Below are 18277 nucleotides of genomic sequence, written 5' to 3' on the forward strand. Positions count from 1 at the left end.
CCCCTGTAGGAGCGGCCTTGTGTCGCGATGGGCCGCACAGCGGCCCCAGGCTTTTTCCAGTCGACAACAAAACATAACACCCCGCCCGTTGTATTCCCGCAAACATCCCCGCTACGATCCCTTCAAGCTACTGCAGGCCTCTAGATCAGGCTTTTCGCAGGACCTGCAATGCCTTGACCCACCTAACAAGAACACAACAGGGGACAGTCATGAGGGAACAGAACAGGCGCCTCGCCTGGCCATTGGCAGCCGCAGCGGTACTGGCACTTGGCATATGGGCCGACAGCGTGCAAGCCGCTGCCGCCGACGAATACTCCACCGAATCGGCCAAGGCCAGCCAGAGCCTGCTGATTGACGCCACCCACGCCGGCAAGCGCCTGGTAGTGGTGGGCGATCGCGGTCATATCCTGTTCTCGGACGACCAGGGCAGCACCTGGACCCAGGCGCGGGTGCCCACCCGGCAACTGCTCACCGCGGTTTTCTTCCTCGACGACAAGCGCGGCTGGGCCGTGGGCCATGATGCGCAGATCCTCACCAGCAGCGACGGCGGTGCCACCTGGAGCAAGCAGTTCGAAGACCTTGCCCGTGAAGCGCCGTTGCTCGATATCGCCTTCCTCGACGCCCGGCACGGCTTTGCCGTAGGCGCCTACGGCGCCTTGCTGGAAACCACCGATGGCGGCCAGCACTGGCAGGACGTGGCCGAGCGCCTGGATAACCCCGACCAGCTGCACCTGAACGGTATCGCCCAGGTGCGTGACGCGGGCCTGTTCATCGTCGGCGAGCAAGGCGGCATGTTCCGCTCCGCCGACAACGGCCAGACCTGGACCAAGGTCCAGGGCCCCTACGAGGGTTCGCTGTTCGGCGTGATCGGTACTGCCCGGCCGCACACCCTGCTGGCCTACGGCCTGCGCGGCAACCTGTTCCGTTCGACCGATTTCGGCGACAGCTGGCAGCCGATCGAACTCAAGGCCGCACGTGGCACCCTCGAATTCGGCCTGGCAGGCGCTACGCTTGTCGAGGGCGGTAGCCTGGTGCTGGTCGGCAATGGCGGCAGCGTGCTGCGCAGTACCGATGATGGCCAGACCTTCACTGTATACAACCGCGCCGACCGCATCGCCCTGGCCGGCGTCAGCGGCCGGGCCGATGGCGGCCTGCTGCTGGTAGGGCAGGGTGGCGTGCACCTGGCTGACCCGCAGGGTGCTGACCAGGAGGTGCGTCCATGACCAGCAGGGAGAGCATCACCATGCACCCGCATCACCAGGACAAGGCCACGCTGCTCGAACGCCTGATCTTCAACAACCGCCCCGTGGTTATCGCCCTGTGCGTGCTGGTCAGCATCTTCCTGTTCTGGCAGGCCACGCAGATTCGCCCGTCCACCAGCTTCGAGAAGATGATCCCGCTGCAGCACCCGTTCATCGAGCAGATGATGGAGCACCGCAACGACCTGGCCAACCTCGGCAACACCGTGCGCATCTCGGTGGAGGCGGTCAATGGCGACATCTTCGACAAGGACTACATGGAAACCCTGCGGCAGGTCCATGACGAAGTGTTCTACATCCCTGGCGTCGACCGTGCCGGGCTGAAGTCATTGTGGAGCCCCAGCGTGCGCTGGAGCGAGGTCACCGAAGAAGGCTTCTCTGGTGGCGAGGTGATCCCCAACACCTACAATGGCTCGCAGGACAGCCTCGACACACTCCGCGACAACGTGCTCAAGTCAGGCCAGGTAGGGCGCCTGGTGGGCAACAACTTCAAGTCCAGCATCGTCGATGTGCCACTGCTGGAGAGCTACCCCGACCCGCAGGACCCGGGCAAGCAGGTAAAGCTGGACTACCAGCAGTTTTCGCACCAGCTGGAAGAGAAGATCCGCGACAAGTTCCAGGCGCAGAACCCCAACGTGAAGGTGCACATCGTCGGCTTCGCCAAGAAAGTCGGTGACCTGATCGACGGCCTGGTGATGGTGGCGATGTTCTTCGGCGTCGCCCTGGCCATCACCTGGGTGTTGTTGTACTGGTTCACCTGGTGCATCCGCAGCACCATCGCCGTGCTCATCACCACCCTGGTGGCTGTGGTCTGGCAGCTGGGCCTGATGCATGCGGTGGGCTTTGGCCTGGACCCGTACTCGATGCTGGTGCCGTTCCTGATCTTCGCCATCGGCATTTCCCACGGAGTCCAGAAGATCAACGGTATCGCCCTGCAGTCGAGTGACGCCGACAACGCCCTGACCGCCGCCCGGCGCACGTTCCGCCAGCTGTTCCTGCCAGGGATGATCGCCATCCTCGCCGACGCCGTGGGCTTCATCACCCTGCTGATCATCGATATCGGGGTGATCCGTGAACTGGCCATCGGTGCTTCCATCGGTGTGGCGGTGATCGTGTTCACCAACCTCATCCTGCTGCCGGTAGCCATCTCCTACGTCGGCATCAGCAAGAAGGCTGTCGAGCGCAGCAAGCAGGACGCTACCCGCGAGCACCCGTTCTGGCGCCTGCTGTCGAACTTTGCCAGTGCCAGGGTGGCGCCGGTGTCGGTGGTGCTGGCGCTGGTCGCCTTCGCCGGTGGCCTGTGGTACAGCCAGAACCTGAAGATCGGCGACCTCGACCAGGGCGCGCCGGAGCTGCGTCCCGACTCGCGCTACAACCAGGACAACAACTTCATCATCAGCAACTACTCGACCAGTTCCGACGTGCTGGTGATCATGGTCAAGACCCCGCCGGAAAGCTGCTCGATCCACTCGACCATGGCGCCGATCGACGAGCTGATGTGGACCATGCAGAACACCCCTGGCGTGCAGTCGGCCATTTCCCTCGTGACCGTGTCCAAGCAGGTGATCAAGGGCATGAACGAGGGCAGCCTGAAATGGGAAACCCTGTCGCGCAACCCGGACATCCTCAACAACTCGATCGCCCGCGCCGATGGCCTGTACAACGGCGACTGCTCGCTGGCGCCGGTGCTGGTGTTCCTCAACGACCACAAGGCCGAAACCCTTGAACGGGTCACTGCCGTGGCCAAGGCGTTTGCCGACAGCCACAACAAGGAAGGCCTGCAGTTCCTGCTGGCGGCGGGCAACGCCGGGATCGAGGCAGCGACCAACGAGGTAATCAAGTCGGCCGAGCTGACCATCCTGATCCTGGTGTATATCTGCGTGGCGGTGATGTGCCTGATAACCTTCCGCTCGTTCGCCGCCACCCTGTGCATCGTCCTGCCGCTGGTGCTGACCTCGGTGCTGGGCAACGCGCTGATGGCCTACATGGGCATCGGGGTCAAGGTGGCGACCTTGCCGGTGGTGGCGCTGGGCGTGGGTATTGGTGTGGACTACGGCATCTACATCTACAGCCGGCTGGAAAGCTTCCTGCGTGCCGGGTTGCCGTTGCAGGAGGCGTATTACGAGACCCTGCGCTCGACCGGCAAGGCTGTGCTGTTCACCGGGTTGTGCCTGGCCATCGGCGTGTGCACCTGGATCTTCTCGGCGATCAAGTTCCAGGCCGACATGGGGCTGATGCTGACCTTCATGCTGTTGTGGAACATGTTCGGGGCGCTGTGGTTGTTGCCGGCGTTGGCACGGTTCCTGATCAAGCCGGAAAAGATGGTGGGCAAGGAGGGTGGGTCGATTTTCGCCCATTGAATTGCAGGGGGCCGCTTTGCGGCCCATCGCGACACAAGGCCGCTCCTACAGGGAACGCGTATTCGCAGATTGACGCGATCCCTGTAGGAGCGGCCTTGTGTCGCGATGGGCTGCAAAGCAACCCCAGGGTTATAATACCGCCACATCCCTCACAGGTACCCCCATGTCCCCCCTCGCCACCGCCCTGCAGTCCTGCGACATGCTCCTGATCGACGGCCTGCACGCCTTCGACTTCACCTCCGATGAATCCGGCCTCACCATCGAATGCATGGACGGCCGCCAGCTCCGCCGCTGGACCTTCACCCCCGAGCAGATCACAGCTGCCATCGCCGTGGGTGACGAGTGGCAACTCGACGATGCCGACGGCGCGCATCGGCTAGTCTGTATGAGTGCCTTTCGCGCCCCGGATGATGACGAAGATGAATCGGATCTGGACGAGCCTGCTGACCGCTAGCCTGATGAGCCTGACACTCCACGCCCACGCCGCCACCTTGCTGGTGGGCAGTTACACCGATGGCGCCAGCCAGGGCATCTACCGCTACGGGTTCGACGAAAAGACCGGTCATATCGACCCGTCGCCGCAGCAGGTGGTGGAGAGTGTCAGCCCTTCATGGCTGGTGCTGTCGGCCGATCAACGCCAGCTCTTTGCGGTCAACGAAACGCCGAAGGGCGGTGTCAGCAGTTTCGCCGTCAGTGCAAAAGGCGAGATCAAGCTACTCAACCAGGTGCCCAGCCAAGGTGACGAGCCTACCCACGCCAGCCTCAGCCAGGACCAGCGTTATCTGTTCGTGGCCAACTACGCGGTCAAGCCCGATCCCGGCGGCAGCCTGGTGGTGGTGCCGGTTGCCCGCGACGGCAAGCTCAAGCCGGTGGTGCAGCAGGCCCGGCACAAGGCGAGCGGGGTCAACCCCGAGCGCCAGGCCAGCGCCACACGTGCATTCGCTGGTGCTGTCACCGGACGGTCGGCACCTGTATGCCAGCGACCTGGGGGCTGACAAGGTATTCATCTACCGTTACGACGGTGCCAGCGCCGACCACCCGCTGACGCCGGCGATCCCCGCGTCAGTGGATTTGCCGCCGGGCAGCGGGCCACGCCACCTGCTGTTCGACGCCAAGGGCCGACATGCCTACCTGACCCTGGAGATGAGCGCCGAAGTGGTGATGTTCGATGTGCAGGAGGGCAACCTGGTCGAACGCCAGCGCCTGCCCCTGACCGAGAGCAAGGAAGCTGCGGCGAAAGCGGCAGGTGGCTTGCACCTGTCGGCAGACGGGCGCTTTCTGTATGTGAGCAACCGCGGCACGGCCAACGAGATCGTGGCGTTCAGCGTGGGCAAGCAGGATGGCCAGCTGGCATTCCTGCAGCGCCGCTCGGTGGAGGGGGATCACCCCCGCGAGTTCGCCCTCGATCCAGGTGACAACTTCCTGCTGGTGGCCAACCAGAAGAGCAACCAGATCGTGGTGATACGCCGCGATCCGCGTAGCGGCAAGCTGCTGGAGACGGTGCAGACGCTGAAGCAGGAGGCACCGTCGGACCTGAAGTTCATCGAGTGATATCGATCGGCGTGATAGTCGATACTGCCTCAATGAATTTTTGCCTGCGGCTTCGGCGGCGTAAGTTTGACCCAAGGCCCGAACGGGCCAATGTCAAACCACCGCCGTCGAGGTCAGCCCAGATGAACTTCAATCTCTTCCCGGTCATTGCCGCATCCGCCATTTCCGCTTCGGTCGTGTTGCCGACCCATGCCCATGCCGACAGCAGCGGCAAGGCGTCCGCTACGCATAGTTATACCGAGCAATACCTGCGCCAGAGTGCCAATTTCCATGCGGCCCTGAGTGGCAAGCACAACCACTGACGCAAGCCTGACACGGACCCTGTGGGAGCGGGCGTGCCCGCGAACACCGGCAAAGCCGGTGCCATGCACCGCGCTGTCTGCTTCGCGGGCACGCCCGCTCCCACAGGGGGCCGTGTAGTGCTTATAGTTGTTTACTTGGTCATCACTGCCTTGAACAGGTCCGAAGCCAACCAGCCCTCCAGCCAGCTCCGCACCCGCGGATAAGCCGCCTCGGCGAACCACTGCGGTTCGACCCCGGCAAACTGGCGCATCAGGGGCAGCAACGCGGCATCGGCAATGCTTGGGTGGTCGGCCAGCAGGTAGGGCCGGCCCGCCAGCAGGGCTTCAAGCTCCGCCAGCCAGGTCTCGGCCTGCTGGCGGTAATGTTCGCGGGTATGCTCGGGGTAGCGCTCGGCATACTTGTACAGGTTGACCTGCGCCTTGAACGTGCTGTCGTTGCGCGCAATCAGAGCTTGCGCCTGCTGCGCCGCCACAGGGTCGGCCTGCAGCCGCCAGTCCTGCGGGTCGTTTTGTGCCAGCGCCCAACGCATGATGTCCAGGCTTTCTTCGAGCACCCCGGCGCCGGTATCCAGTACCGGCACGGTGCCCTTGGGTGACAAGGCCAGCAGTTCTGCCGGCTTGTTTTTCATCGCTACCTCGCGAATCTCCACCTCGCACCCCGCATAGCGCAGGGCCAGGCGAGCGCGCATGGCCCAGGGGCAGCGGCGGAACGAGTAGAGGATCACCCGCACACCTCCACGTCACTCAGGCCATTGCCTTGGCGGCGCACCTGGATCTGCACCGGGATGCGTTCGTGCATTTCCTGCACGTGGGAAATCACCGCCACCTTGCGGCCCTGAGCCTGCAAGCCGTCGAGGGCATCCATGGCCAGTTGCAGCGACTCGGGGTCGAGGCTGCCGAAGCCTTCGTCGATGAACAGCGATTCGATACGCAGCGTGCTGGAGGCCATCGAGGCCAGGCCCAGGGCCAGGGCAAGCGACACCAGGAAGGTTTCCCCGCCGGACAGCGAGTGTACCGAACGCAGTTCGTCACCCATCTCGGTGTCCAGCACCAGCAGGCCGAGGGCGCTGCCACCGCGCTTGAGGCGGTAACGGCGGGCCAGCTGGCGCAGTTGGGTGTTGGCGTGGTGCAACAGCAGGTCAAGGTTGTAGCCCTGGGCGATCTTGCGGAACACATCGCCCGAGGCCGAACCGATCAGGGCGTTCAGGCGAGCCCAGCGTTGCCACTGCTGGTGGGCCTGTTCGATTTCCGCCGCCAGCGCCTGGTGCGCCTGTTGGCGACGCTGGTCATCGGCCTGCTGTGCACGCAGTTCGGCGCATTGCTGCTCATGGCCGGCCAGGCGCTCGCGCAGTTCGGTCAGGGCCTGTTCCAAGGCATCGGCCGAGGTGTCCACGGTCATTTGCGCGGCATGTTGTTGCAGGCGTTGTTCACGTTCCTGCAACAGCACACGGCCTTGTTCGATGGCTTTTTCGGCGCCTTGCAGGCGTTGGCGCAGTTCATTGACCTGCGCGTCATCCATATCCAGCAGGCGATCCAGGCCGGCGTCGTCCAGCTCCGGGTGTTCACCGCGCCACTGGGCGATCTGGCCCTTCAGCTGCTGGCACTCGGCGTCCAGCGCTTGTTGCTGCTGGGTGTTGGCCTTGAGTTCGCTGGCCAGTTGCACGCCTTGGGTACGCAGGTCCTGCAGGCGCTGGGCAGTTTCGGCGTCGAGGGCGCGGGCCTGCTCCAGCGCGGCGTCCATGTGCTGTTGCCAGGCTTCGGCGCTGGCGTGCCCGCCAAGCAGTTCGCCGAGCGCAGCCTGGGCCTGTTGGCGCTGCTCGTCGAGGGTGGCCAGTTTCTGCTGCAGTTGCTGTTGGGTCTGCAAGCGCGCCTGCTGCTGGTCGCGCAGCTTGTCCAGCTGGGCCTGGCGGGCTTGCTGTTCCTGCTGTTCGTCCTTGCGCTGCTCCAGTTGCTGCAGGCGTTGGGCGATCTGCTGGTCCAGGGCGAGGAAGGCATTGGCCGGGTCGTCGTTCAAGGCCTTGAGGGCCTCTTGGGGCAACACGCTGGCCAAGTCGTCAAGGCCTTGCTGCAACTGCTGCTGGTCGTTGGCCAGGGCCTGATGTTGTTGCTCCAGATGGCGCTGGGCCTGCTGTTGCGCCTGCTCGGCGGCCTGCAGTTGCTGGTTGAGACGGGCTGCATCTTTTTGCAAGGCGAGCAGGGCGCGCTGGCGTTTCTCGTCCTGGCTGATTTCTTCGTCCAAGCGCCGCAGCTGGCTGTCGAGCCAGGCACTGCGGGCCCTGTCGTCCTGCGGGGCGAGGGCAGGCCACAGGCTGTGCGCTTGCACCTGGGCCACCAGTGGTTGCAACTGCTCGCCGAGTTGCTGCTGTTGCTGTTGGTAGTCCTTGAGTTGGGCGTTGACCACACCCAGCTGGGTGCGCAGTTCCACCAGCTTGCCGTTCAGGGTTTCGACCTGCTTGTGCGCGGCGTCTTCCTCGGCCTGGTCATGGCGACCCAGGCTTTGCAGCAGTGCTTCAGGCTGGTGGAACGGGTGCTCGGCGCTGCCGCACACCGGGCAAGGTTCGCCGTCGCGCAATTGGCCACGCAACTCTTCGACGCTGGTATTGCGTGCCAGGCGCTGGCGTTCCAGCAACTGGCGGGTGAGGTTGAGTGCCTGTTCGGCGTTTTCCAGCTCGGCCTTGGCGGCGGTGCCTTCGGCAATCAGTTGCTGGCGTTGCTGCATGGCTTGCTGCTGCCGCTCGCGCACGGCCTCCAGCTGCTGGCGCAGTTCCAGCTCTCGGCCATGCAGGCGTGCCAGTTCTTCTACAGCGCGCTGCTGCTTGCGGTTGTCCTGCAGCATGCCACCGAGCAGGTCGATCTGTTCTGCCAGGGCCTGGGGTTCGGCCTTGGCTTCGCGGAACAGCAGCTCGAATGCATCGCGCTCGGCCTGCAAGTGCGCATTGGCCTGGCTGGCCTGGGCCTGCAGGCCGGGCAGTTCCTCACGGCCCTTGGCCAGGCGGCCACCAATCAGCATCACTTGCTTCAGTTGCGGCAGGTAGGCTTGCCAGGCATTGGCCAGGCCCGCAAGGTGCTGGCTGTCGGCAAGCGCGACGTCGATTTGCGCCAGTTGCTGCAGGCTGCGCTGCTGGTGCTCTTCCAGCTGCTGCAGGTGCTGCTGGCCTTCGGCGACCTGCTGCTCGGCCTGCTCGCTGGCGCTGCGCTGTGTTGCCAGCTCCTGCTCCAGGCGGGCCAGGTTGTCCTGGGCGGCAAAGGCCTGGCGCAGGCGAGGGGCGTTCTCGCTGTGTTGCGCCTGGCTATCGGCAAGCGCCTGGCGCGCAGCGTCCAGCGCCTGTTCGAGCTCGCCGGTGCGCACGTGCAGTTCGGCTTGCTGCTGCTGTTGCTCGGCGATCTTCGCTGCCACCGGTGCCAGTTGCGCGGCCAGTGTCTGCTGGCGGTGGAACTGGTGGCGCTGCGGGGCCAGGCGCTCCAGGCGCGCGAGGTCCAGGCGCTGGTCAGCCAGTTGTTGCCAGTCCTGTTCGGCAGCCCGCAGCGCGGTGCCGGCTTCGGCGTGCTGGGCTTGCAGCTGGCGCTGCTCGTTCAGCCAGTTGCGTTGCTGTTCCAGCTGGCGCTCACTGGCCTGGTCGGCCTTGAACTGCTGTTGCGCCTGCTCCAGGCGCTGGTCGAGCTCGGCACGGGCTTCGGCGGCCATTGGCAGCAGGTGGCTGGCACGCTCCTTCAGGGCATTGTGGGCCTCGCCGGCTTCGCGAGCCTTGCTGAAGGCGCGCTGGCCCAGGCGGGTGTAGATGGCGGTATTGGTGAGCTTTTCCAGCAGCTCGCTGCGTTCTTTGTCGTCGGCCTTGAGGAAGGCGCCAAATTCGCTCTGGGCCAGCATCACCGCGCGGGTGAACTGTTCGAAGTTAAGGCCCAGGCGGGCTTCGACCAGTTGTCTGTATTCGTTCTTGCCGCTGCCCAGTACCTGCTCGCTGTCCAGGTCGTAGAAGCTCTGGCGGCTGTGCTGCAGCTTGCCGTTGGCTTTGTCACGGGCGCGGTTGGCCTCCCAGCGGGCGCGGTAGCGGCGGCCATCGATGCCGACGAAATCGACTTCGGCAAAGCCGCTGCCGGTGCCGCGGCGCAGCAGGTTGCGCGGGTCGGAGGTGGGGATTTCACCGTCGGCGTCTGGCACCTTGGCTTCGCGGCCAATGTCGTTCAGCCGTGGCACGGTGCCGAACAACGCCAGGCACAGGGCGTCGAGCAGGGTACTTTTGCCCGCCCCGGTAGGTCCGGTGATGGCGAACAGACCGGCGCTGGCCAGCGGTTCGGCGGTGAAATCGATATCGACCGGGCCGGCCAGGGATGCCAGGTTCTTCAGACGGATGGCGAGAATCTTCATGGCTGCTCCTCTTCCTGCTGCACGTCCTGCAACAGCAGGGCGAAGTCGGCCAGCGCCTGCTCGTCGGCGGGGTTGCCATAGGCCTGCTCCCAGGCGCGGCTGAACAGGTCCTGCGGGGTCATCTGAGCCAGTTCGACAAAGGCCAGGTCATCGTCTTCGGCGTTGTTGCGGCCGGCGTATTCGGCGCTGATGCGGATCAAGCGCACGGCCTTGCCTTGCAGGGCGGTTTCGATCTGCTGGCGCAGGTCGGGCTGCGGTTCGTCCAGTATCACCCGCACTTCCAGCCAGGGCTGGCGGTTGGGGTCCTCGAGCAGGTCGATCACTGGCAGGTCGGCCAGTTGTTCCAGCAGTTCGCCCAATGGCGCCGGGCCGACCCGTTGCAGCGCGACGGCGCGCGGAACCGGGCGTGGTTCGACGCTGACCAGGCCGGTGCCGTCCAGTTCCACTTCCAGTACCTGGTGCGGGTAGTTGATTTCGGCGAACGACAGCGGAATCGGCGAGCCGCTGTAGCGGATGCGTTCTTCGCGGTTGACCTTCTGCGGCTTGTGCAGGTGGCCCAGGGCGACGTAGCTGATGGCCTTGTCGAACAGCCTGGCCGGCAGCGCCTCGGCGTTGCCAATGATCAGGCTGCGCTCGGAGTCCTCCGACACTGCGCCACCGGCCATGTGCGCGTGGCTGATGGCGATCAGCGCCTGGTCCTTCTTGCGCTTCTTTTGCGCTGCGGCGATCAGTTGCTGGTGTACCTGGGTGATGCCTTGCAGGTAGTCATCGCCCAGTTGCGGGCCGGTCACTTCGGCCGGGCGCAGGAAGGGCAGGGCCAGGCACCAGGCGGCGACCTTCCCGCGGCCGTTGGTCAGCGGAATCAGCAGGCGCTCGGCGTCCAGCTGGCCCTCGTCCAGCCAGTGCACACGGCCCAGGGCATGGGTGCGCAGGCGACGCATCAGCGCTGCCGGCAGTTCGATGCGCGAGCCGGAGTCGTGGTTGCCGGCGATCATCACGATGTCCAGTTTGGGCTGTTGCTCGTGGGCCTGGACGATGAAGTCGTAGAGGCGTTCCTGGGCTTTGACCGGCGGGTTGACCGTGTCGAAGATATCGCCGGCAATCAGTAGCGCATCCGGCTGGCGCAGGCGCAGCTGGCCGAGCAGCCAGTCGAGGAAGCAGGCGTGTTCGAAGTCGCGTTCCTGGCCGTGCAGGCTTTGGCCCAGGTGCCAGTCGGAGGTATGAAACAGACGCATGGATGACCTGTTGGTGTCGAGTCGAGCAAGCGGGGAAAGGGCGGTATGGTAACCCAAGCATGGGGCCGCTGTGCGGCCCAATCGCCGGCAAGCCAGCTCGCACAGGTTCTGCACTGTCCTTGAGCTTTGTGCAGTGCCTGTGGGAGCTGGCTTGCCGGCGATGAGGCCGGTCGACTTTATCTCAATGCCAGGTGATATCGCCGGTCTGCCGGGGTGGCTGGCACCGGCTGCGCCGGTGTTCGCGGGTGAACCCGCGAAAAGGCCCGCACAGGCAGCCGATTACTTGGGATAGAGCGGCGGCAGGTTGCCGCTCTCGCCAGGCGGCAGCAGTACCTGCTCAGCCGGCGGAATCGTACCGATCGCCCGCCACAAATCCTCACCCTGCCAATACTGCCCGCTCTCGCTGTACAACGCCCCGTTCAGGCCATCCAGCGCATCCGACAGTGGCACAAAGCGCGCCGCCATCTCGGCCAGGGTCTCCGGCTGCTGACGGGCCCAGGCGTCCAGCGCCTGGCGGGTCGCCTGCGGGTCGTTGGCCTGGCACGCGCGCTTGAGGTCGTCCAGCAGGGTACGTGGGCTCGGCCCGGCCTGCGCGGCACGTAGCACCGCCGGTTGCGAACGGGCTCGCCACCACAGGGCGAAGCCGAGCACGGTGGTGAGGGCGAACACCAGAGTGGCCAGCTGCCAGGGCCACAGCAAGCTATTGGCACTGCTGTTGTCGCCGACCGGGGTATCGGCGCTCAGCGCCGGGTTGTCCTGCACGTTCAGCGTGCGCGCCGGCAGGCTGCTGTGCTCCAGGTGGTCTTCGCGGGTATTCCACCAGGCCACTTCCAGCACCGGCAGGGCCAGCATGCCGCTGTGGGTCGGCACCAGGGCTTCGCGCTCTTCGCGGTTGGCGATCATGCCGCGGTCGCTGATTTCGTTGCGCAGCAACGGCTGGTCGGGGTAGCGGCGCAGGCCGGTGATTTCGGTGGCTGGCAGCGGTGGCAGCTGGGTGCTGGACAAGCCTTCGGCACGCAAGGTGATGTTACGGGTCAGCGAGTCGCCAATCTGCACCTGCTGGTTGCCAGGGTCGGGGTTCCAGTGCTCTTCCAGGGTCAGGCTGCGGGCAGGTAGCCACGGCACACCAGCCGGCCAGGCCGCCGGAATCGGCCGTACGGCCAGGCGCAATGGCAGTGAGCTGACCTGCACCTGGCGGCCGGTCCGGGCCGTGCCGTTGGCTTGCGGGGCTTCGTCCGGGCTGGCGGCGGCGGTGGCGGTGAAGGCCAGCGGCGGGATGTCGAGGGTGCCGCTTTGCTGGGGATACACGGCATAGCGGGTTTCGATCACGCCATGGCGGACGCCGTTGATTTCCTTTTCATAGGTGCGCGATTCACCCAGCGGTTCGACTTTGGCGTTCTCCAGTTGCAGCGGGCTGAGGTTGCTGTCGTCATACAGCGCCACCGAGTGGTAGATGCGCAGGGTAAGCACGGCCTGGGCCTGGACGTAGACCTCGTTGCTGTCGAGCGTGGCTTCGATGAACACCTGCGAGGCGCTGTCCTGGCGGCTGGCGTCGGCCTGCAGCACTTGCAGTTCGATGGCCTGACTGTGCGACTGGCCCAGTTGCAGCTCGGGGATGCGCAGGCTGCCGCTGCGCCGCGGCAGCAGGGTAATGATCCAGCGGGTGCTGGCGCGGGTTTCGCCGTCGAGGCTGTGCAGGCTGTTGAGCTGGCGCGTGCCGCGCACTTCGAAGTCACCCTCCAGCGCGCGCAGGTCGGGCTTGCCGAACTGGGTGACATCCTGGCTTTCCAGGGTCAGCTCCAGGCTTTCGCCGGCTTCCAGGCGGGTACGGTCAACGCTGGCCTGCAGCAGTGGTTCGGCCTGGGCCAGCACGGCCCACAGCAGGCTGAGGAGAAAGACGCCGAAGCGACTCATCGTGGGGTTTCCTGATGCAATTGCTGTTCATACCAGAATTTGCGCCGCAGCAGCTCCGCCGGGTTGTCGGGGATCTCCCGCAGCCATTGTTCCAGGGCCTGGCGCTGTTCGGCATCGAGGCTGGTCGATACCGGGCGCTGCGGCGGCTGGATGACGCTGTCATCCGCGCCGGCCTGGTTGCCGGGTGCTGCCTGGCTGTTGCTGCTGCCTTCGCCGGGCTGTTCGGCGTTGGCGTGTTCGTCGTCGCCGGCCGTGCCTTGGGCCGGGCTGCTGGCCGAGCTGCTGTTGCCTTCGGTTTCGCTGCCGGGCGTGCCTTGGGCATCGCTGCTGGCCGGTTGTTCCTCGGCCTTGGCCTCGCGCTGTTGCAGCAGTTGCTGCACCAGCGCCTGGTTGTCCAGCGCCGCCTGCAGGTCGGGCTGGCGCTCCAGGGCTTGTTCGTAGGCGTCCAGCGCGGCTTCCAGGTCACCGCTGCGGGCCAGGGCATTGCCTCGATTGTAGTGGGCGGCGGCCGTGTCGCCTTGGGAAAAGGCTTCGGCGGCACCAGAATAATCGCCCGCCTGGTACAGGGCCATGCCGCGCCATTGCGGGTCCTGGAACTGGCGCGCGGCACTGGCCGGGCGGTTTTGCTCCAGCAGGCGCTGACCTTGCTGGTCGGGGCGCAGCCACAGGTCGTTGAATTCGAAGGCCTGGCTGGGCTGGGGCAGGGCCAGCAGCAGCGGCAGGCAGAACAGCCAGCCGCGCCGGCCGGCACAGGCGGCCAGTAGCAACAGCGGCAGCAGCAGCCAGTAACCTTGGTCGGCCCAGCTGTCCAGTTGCAGGGTCTGGCCGCCACTGCGCCCGGCGCGCGGGTTGTCGAACAGGCCCAGGCCGCGCAGGTCAAGGTCGTCGATACGGGCATGCCGGTAGCGCCCGCCGGTGCCGCTGATAAAGCTCTTGAGGCTGGCGCTGTCCAGACGCGGCAACAGGATGCCGCCCTGGTCGTCCTTGAGGTATTCGCCGTTGGCCTGGCGCACCGGTGCGCCTTCGCGGCTGCCGATGCCCAGCATCAACAGGCTCGGGCCCTGGCGGCCGAGGGCCTGGGCGATGCCTTGGCGCTCCGGGGCGCTGAGCGACGAGCCGATCAGCAGCAGGCGGCCCTGGCCCAGGCCGCTCTGGGCCAGCAGGGCCAGGCCCTTTTGCACGGCCAGGTCGGCACGCTGGCCAGGTTTGGGCATGATCGACGGATCGATCGCCTCGAGCAGGTTGCGGGTGGTGGCCAGGTCATCGGACAGCGGCACCAGTGTATGCGCGGAGCCGGCATAGACCACCAGCGCGGTCTGGCTGTCACGGCGGTGCTCCAGCAGGTCGAGGATTTTGCGCCGCGCCTGTTCCAGGCGGTTGGGCGGGCTGTCCTCGGCGAGCATCTGCGGGGTCAGTTCGAGCAGGATCACCAGCGGGTCGGCCGGGCGCTGGCGGTTTTCTTCCACGCGCTGCCAACTGGGCCCGAGCAGGGCCAGGATCACCAGCATCCAGGCCAGGCCCAGCGCCACCCACGGCAGTTTACTGGTGCTGCCGCTGCCACCGCCTAGCAGTACGCCATGGAACGCTGGCGGCAGAATCATCTGCCAGCGCCCGGCGCGCTTGCGCCGGTGCCACAGTTTGTACAGCAGCCAGCCAAGCAGGGGCACGGCCAGCAGCCATAGCGGGCGCAACCATTCGGGCCACAGTTCGATCATCGCCGCCTCCTCAGGCGCAAGCGCTTCAGGCGCTGGCGCCACTCCGGGTGCGGTTGCAGGAAGCGCGGCTTGCGCAGCAGGCGCTGCAACAGGTTGTCGGGCCATTGCACGGCCACCACCAGCAGCACGCTCAGCAGCAGGGCCAAGGCCAGGGGCCAGGCATACAAGGCTTTGGCCGTACGCGCCTGGGTCGGTTGCTGGGCTACGGGTTCGAGCTGGTCGAGGGTGTCGCCGATGGCGTCCAGTTCGGCGCCGTCATGGGCGCGGAAGTAGGTGCCATGGGTGATCTCGGCAATTTCCTTGAGCGAGGCTTCGTCCAGGTCCAGGCTCGGGTTCAGGCCGAGCAGGCCAGGGGTGCCGCTGGCTTCGGGGTTGGCGCCGATGCCGATGGTGTAGATACGCACGCCTTCCTGGGCGGCCAGGCGGGCGGCGGTCAGCGGGTGGATCTGCCCGCCATTGTTGGCGCCGTCGGTGATCAGCACCAGCACCCGGCTTTGTGCCGGGCGTTGGCGCAGGCGCTTGACCGCCAGGCCAATGGCGTCGCCGATGGCGGTGTTCTTGCCGGCGATGCCGATCTGCGCCTCGTCGAGGAAGGTACGCACGGTACGCCGGTCGAAGGTGAGCGGGGCCTGCAGGTAGGCCTGGCTGCCGAACAGGATCAGGCCCACGCGGTCGCCCTCGCGGTCTTGCAGGAAGTCGCCGAGCAACGCTTTGACCAGGTCAAGGCGGCTGATCTCTTCGTTCTGCCACTGCATGTCGGGGAAGTCCATCGACCCGGACACATCCACCGCCACCAGCAGGTCGCGGCCGCTGGCGGCCACTGGCACCGGCTCGCCCAGCCATTGCGGGCGGGCGGCGGCGCACAACAGCAGCAGCCAGATGACGACAAAGGGCGCCTGCTGGCGCCAGGTCGGCAGGTTGAGCCTTGCGCGGCGGCCGGCCAGGCCCTCCAGCTCGTCGAGGAAGCCCACCTTGAGCACCGGTTCGCCGCTGTCGGCGGCCGGCAGTACCAGGCGCGCCAGCCACGGCAGCGGAAACAGGGCGAATACCCACGGCCAGGCCAGTTCAAACATGCTTGCGGATCCAGGTTTCGACGGCCTGGCTGAGCCCGGCGATGGCCTTGTCATCGAGCTTGCACTCGGGTTTGTAGGCGCCTTCGACCAGCACCATCCAGCGGGTCAGGCCGGCGGCCGGGCAGCGGTTGTCGAGAAACGCCAGCCACTGGCGACCGTTGAGGGTATGGCTGTTGGCGCCTGGGTAGTGGCTGCGGCACAGGCGCTTGAGCAGGGCGTTGATCTGTTGCAGCCAGGCTCCGGCCGGGGCACCGTCGTAGGGGCGCGGCAGGCGGGCCAGCTCGGCCAGCGCCTCTACGCGTACCGGGTCCAGGGGTTGTTCGGCACGCACGATGCGGCGTTTGCCCGGGCGCCAGCGGCGCACCCGCCACAGGCCCCAGGCCAGCAGCGGCAGCACGGCCAGCAGCAGCCACCAGCCGGGTGCCGGTGGCCACAGGCCGATCGGCGCGGGGGCAATCAGCGGCTGCAGTTGATCAAGCGGGTTCATTGGCCGCTGCTCTTCATGACGCGCTCCGTGGCCGCTGGGCGTTCAGGTATTCACGCAGTTGCTCGATCATTTCGCTTTGGGTGCTCAGGGGCATCAGCAGCACGCGCAGCTTTTGCGCCATCAGCTCCCAGCGCTCGATGCGCGCTTCGGCCTGCTGGCGGTAGGCCTGGCGCAGGTTGGCGTCCAGGGTGTCGAGCTCCAGCTGCGCGCTGCGCTGTGCGAAGCGCAGCAGGCCGGCGGCGGGCAGGGCGTGGTCGAGTGGGTCGGACACTGGCATCAGCAGCATAATCGCAATGGCGCGAGAGCATGGCCAGGTGCTGCTCGACCTGGGCGCTGAGCGAACGTTCATCGCAGATCACGATGGCCAGGCTGCCAGGGCGCAGCACTTCGCGGGCGCGGCGCAGGGCCAGGCCGAGGCTGTCGGCGCCGGGGTTGGCCTCGGTGTGCAGCGCCTGGTTGACCTTGGCCAGGCGGTTGAGCAGTTGCAGCAGGCTCTGCTTGCTGCGCCGGGGCTTGATTTCATGGTGTTCGTTGTCGCCGAACACCAACCCGCCGATGCGGTCGTTGTGGCCCAGTGCGGCCCAGCCGAACAGCGCCGCAGCCTGGGCCGCCAGTACCGACTTGAACATCAGCCCCGAGCCGAAGAACAGCCGCTGGCTCTGCTCGACGAGGATGAAGATGGGCCGTTCGCGCTCTTCGTGGAACAGCTTGGTGTGCGGCTCCTGGGTACGCGCAGTGACCCGCCAGTCGATGTTGCGCACATCGTCGCCGGCCTGGTACACGCGCACCTGGTCGAAATCCACGCCGCGGCCGCGCAGCTTGGAGTGGTGCAGGCCCACCAGCGGGCTGCGCTGGCCAGGCCGGGAAAACAGCTGGATTTCGCGCACTCGGTGGCGCATGTCGATCAGCTCGGCAAGGCCGATGCGGATGCCGGGTTCGGCCAGCGACGCAGTGGGCATGGGCTCAGGCAACGGCGACGACGTCGAGGATGCGCTGGACCACGCGGTCCTGGTCGATCCCCGCCGCCTCGGCCTCGAACGAGAGGATGATGCGGTGGCGCAGTACGTCGAACAGCACCGCCTGGATGTCTTCGGGGCTGACGAAATCGCGCCCCGCCAGCCAGGCGTGGGCGCGCGCGCAACGGTCCAGCGAAATGGAACCACGCGGGCTGGCACCATAGGCAATCCAGTCGGCCAGTTCGGCGTCGAACTTGGCCGGGGTGCGGGTGGCCATCACCAGTTGCACCAGGTATTCCTCCACCGCGTCGGCCATGTACAGGCCGAGGATTTCCTTGCGGGCAGCAAAGATGGCCTGCTGGCTGACCCGGCGCTCGGGCTTGGTCTCGCCGCCCAGCGCTTCGCCACGGGCCTGCAACAGGATGCGCCGCTCTACCGCCGCGTCGGGGAAACCGATTTTCACGTGCATCAGGAAGCGGTCGAGCTGGGCTTCGGGCAGCGGGTAGGTGCCTTCCTGCTCGATCGGGTTCTGCGTGGCCATGACCAGGAACAGCGGCGACAGGTCGTAGGTGCTGCGCCCCACGCTGACCTGGCGTTCGGCCATGGCTTCGAGCAGCGCCGACTGCACCTTGGCCGGGGCGCGGTTGATTTCGTCTGCCAGCACCAGGTTGTGGAAGATCGGCCCCTGCTGGAACACGAAGCTGCCGGTTTCCGGGCGGTAGATTTCGGTGCCGGTGATGTCGGCCGGGAGCAGGTCGGGGGTGAACTGGATGCGATGGAACTGCGCCTCGATGCCCTCGGCGAGCTCTTTGATGGCTTTTGTCTTGGCCAGGCCCGGCGCCCCTTCGACCAGCATGTGGCCGTCGGCCAGGAGCACGATCAACAGCCGCTCGACCAGTTTCTCCTGGCCTAGGATCTGGGAAGAAAGAAAGGTGCGCAGCGCGATCAGCGCTTCACGGTGTTCCATCGGTGACGGTTTCCTGGTGTGGGGCCGCAGGCGGCTGGAGGCAACTGCCCTGGCAAGGGGTGATACTTTAATCCATCCGGGGGGGTGGCGAC

Annotated in this window: 12 protein-coding genes and 2 pseudogenes; 5 read left to right on the top strand and 9 right to left on the bottom strand. The window is 66.1% G+C overall.

The genetic code is table 11. The features are described 5' to 3' along the window. Positions 1-209 precede the first annotated feature (209 nt). The 5 genes and pseudogenes from QIY50_18680 (at position 210) to QIY50_18700 (ending at position 5472) form a co-directional block, all read left to right on the top strand. Positions 210-1223, top strand: coding sequence for a YCF48-related protein (locus QIY50_18680; GenBank protein ID WGV19382.1), 1014 nt, complete (start codon positions 210-212; stop codon positions 1221-1223). A gap of 20 nt (positions 1224-1243) precedes the next feature. Beyond that, positions 1244-3619 carry an RND family transporter gene (locus QIY50_18685; GenBank protein ID WGV23088.1) on the top strand — a complete coding sequence of 792 codons (2376 nt, stop codon included), beginning with the start codon at positions 1244-1246 and terminating at the stop codon, positions 3617-3619. A gap of 163 nt (positions 3620-3782) precedes the next feature. After that, a complete protein-coding gene (locus QIY50_18690; protein ID WGV19383.1) occupies positions 3783-4073 on the top strand; it encodes a DUF5629 family protein in 291 nt (96 codons plus the stop codon). Then, positions 4027-5170 (top strand): annotated as a pseudogene (locus QIY50_18695) (lactonase family protein). The gene QIY50_18690 and the pseudogene QIY50_18695 overlap by 47 nt, the downstream one beginning before the upstream one ends. A 122-nt stretch (positions 5171-5292) precedes the next feature. Then, a complete protein-coding gene (locus QIY50_18700; protein WGV19384.1) occupies positions 5293-5472 on the top strand; it encodes a hypothetical protein in 180 nt (59 codons plus the stop codon). Between the two features lie 131 nt (positions 5473-5603). Here the strand turns inward: QIY50_18700 and QIY50_18705 are convergent, their stop codons facing one another. The 9 genes and pseudogenes from QIY50_18705 to QIY50_18745 all read right to left on the bottom strand — a co-directional run bounded on the left by QIY50_18705 (position 5604) and on the right by QIY50_18745 (position 18185). After that, complete coding sequence (locus QIY50_18705) at positions 5604-6197, bottom strand: glutathione S-transferase (GenBank protein WGV19385.1); 594 nt, start codon at positions 6195-6197, stop codon at positions 5604-5606. Then, a complete protein-coding gene (locus QIY50_18710) occupies positions 6194-9838 on the bottom strand; it encodes an AAA family ATPase (GenBank protein ID WGV19386.1) in 3645 nt (1214 codons plus the stop codon). Before QIY50_18710 ends, QIY50_18705 begins: the two co-directional genes overlap by 4 nt. After that, on the bottom strand, positions 9835-11073 hold the full coding sequence (locus tag QIY50_18715; GenBank protein WGV19387.1) for an exonuclease SbcCD subunit D C-terminal domain-containing protein: 1239 nt from the start codon (positions 11071-11073) through the stop codon (positions 9835-9837). The genes QIY50_18710 and QIY50_18715 overlap by 4 nt, the downstream gene beginning before the upstream one ends. Before the next feature lie 279 nt (positions 11074-11352). Further along, positions 11353-12987 (bottom strand): BatD family protein, encoded by a 1635-nt coding sequence (locus QIY50_18720; protein WGV19388.1) that lies wholly within the window; start codon positions 12985-12987, stop codon positions 11353-11355. Then, the gene (locus QIY50_18725) at positions 12984-14702 is read right to left on the bottom strand and encodes a VWA domain-containing protein (GenBank protein ID WGV19389.1); all 1719 of its coding nucleotides are present in this window, start codon (positions 14700-14702) and stop codon (positions 12984-12986) included. The genes QIY50_18720 and QIY50_18725 overlap by 4 nt, the downstream gene beginning before the upstream one ends. Further along, positions 14699-15775 carry a VWA domain-containing protein gene (locus QIY50_18730; protein WGV19390.1) on the bottom strand — a complete coding sequence of 359 codons (1077 nt, stop codon included), beginning with the start codon at positions 15773-15775 and terminating at the stop codon, positions 14699-14701. Before QIY50_18730 ends, QIY50_18725 begins: the two co-directional genes overlap by 4 nt. Next, the gene (locus QIY50_18735; protein ID WGV19391.1) at positions 15768-16262 is read right to left on the bottom strand and encodes a DUF4381 domain-containing protein; all 495 of its coding nucleotides are present in this window, start codon (positions 16260-16262) and stop codon (positions 15768-15770) included. Before QIY50_18735 ends, QIY50_18730 begins: the two co-directional genes overlap by 8 nt. A gap of 13 nt (positions 16263-16275) precedes the next feature. Beyond that, positions 16276-17221, bottom strand: a pseudogene (locus QIY50_18740) (DUF58 domain-containing protein). 4 nt (positions 17222-17225) lie between these two features. After that, positions 17226-18185 carry a MoxR family ATPase gene (locus tag QIY50_18745; GenBank protein ID WGV19392.1) on the bottom strand — a complete coding sequence of 320 codons (960 nt, stop codon included), beginning with the start codon at positions 18183-18185 and terminating at the stop codon, positions 17226-17228. Between the last annotated feature and the right edge of the window lie 92 nt (positions 18186-18277).

Origin of the sequence: Pseudomonas putida (assembly GCA_029953615.1) — a bacterium.
In the GTDB taxonomy this organism is placed as follows: Bacteria; Pseudomonadota; Gammaproteobacteria; order Pseudomonadales; family Pseudomonadaceae; genus Aquipseudomonas.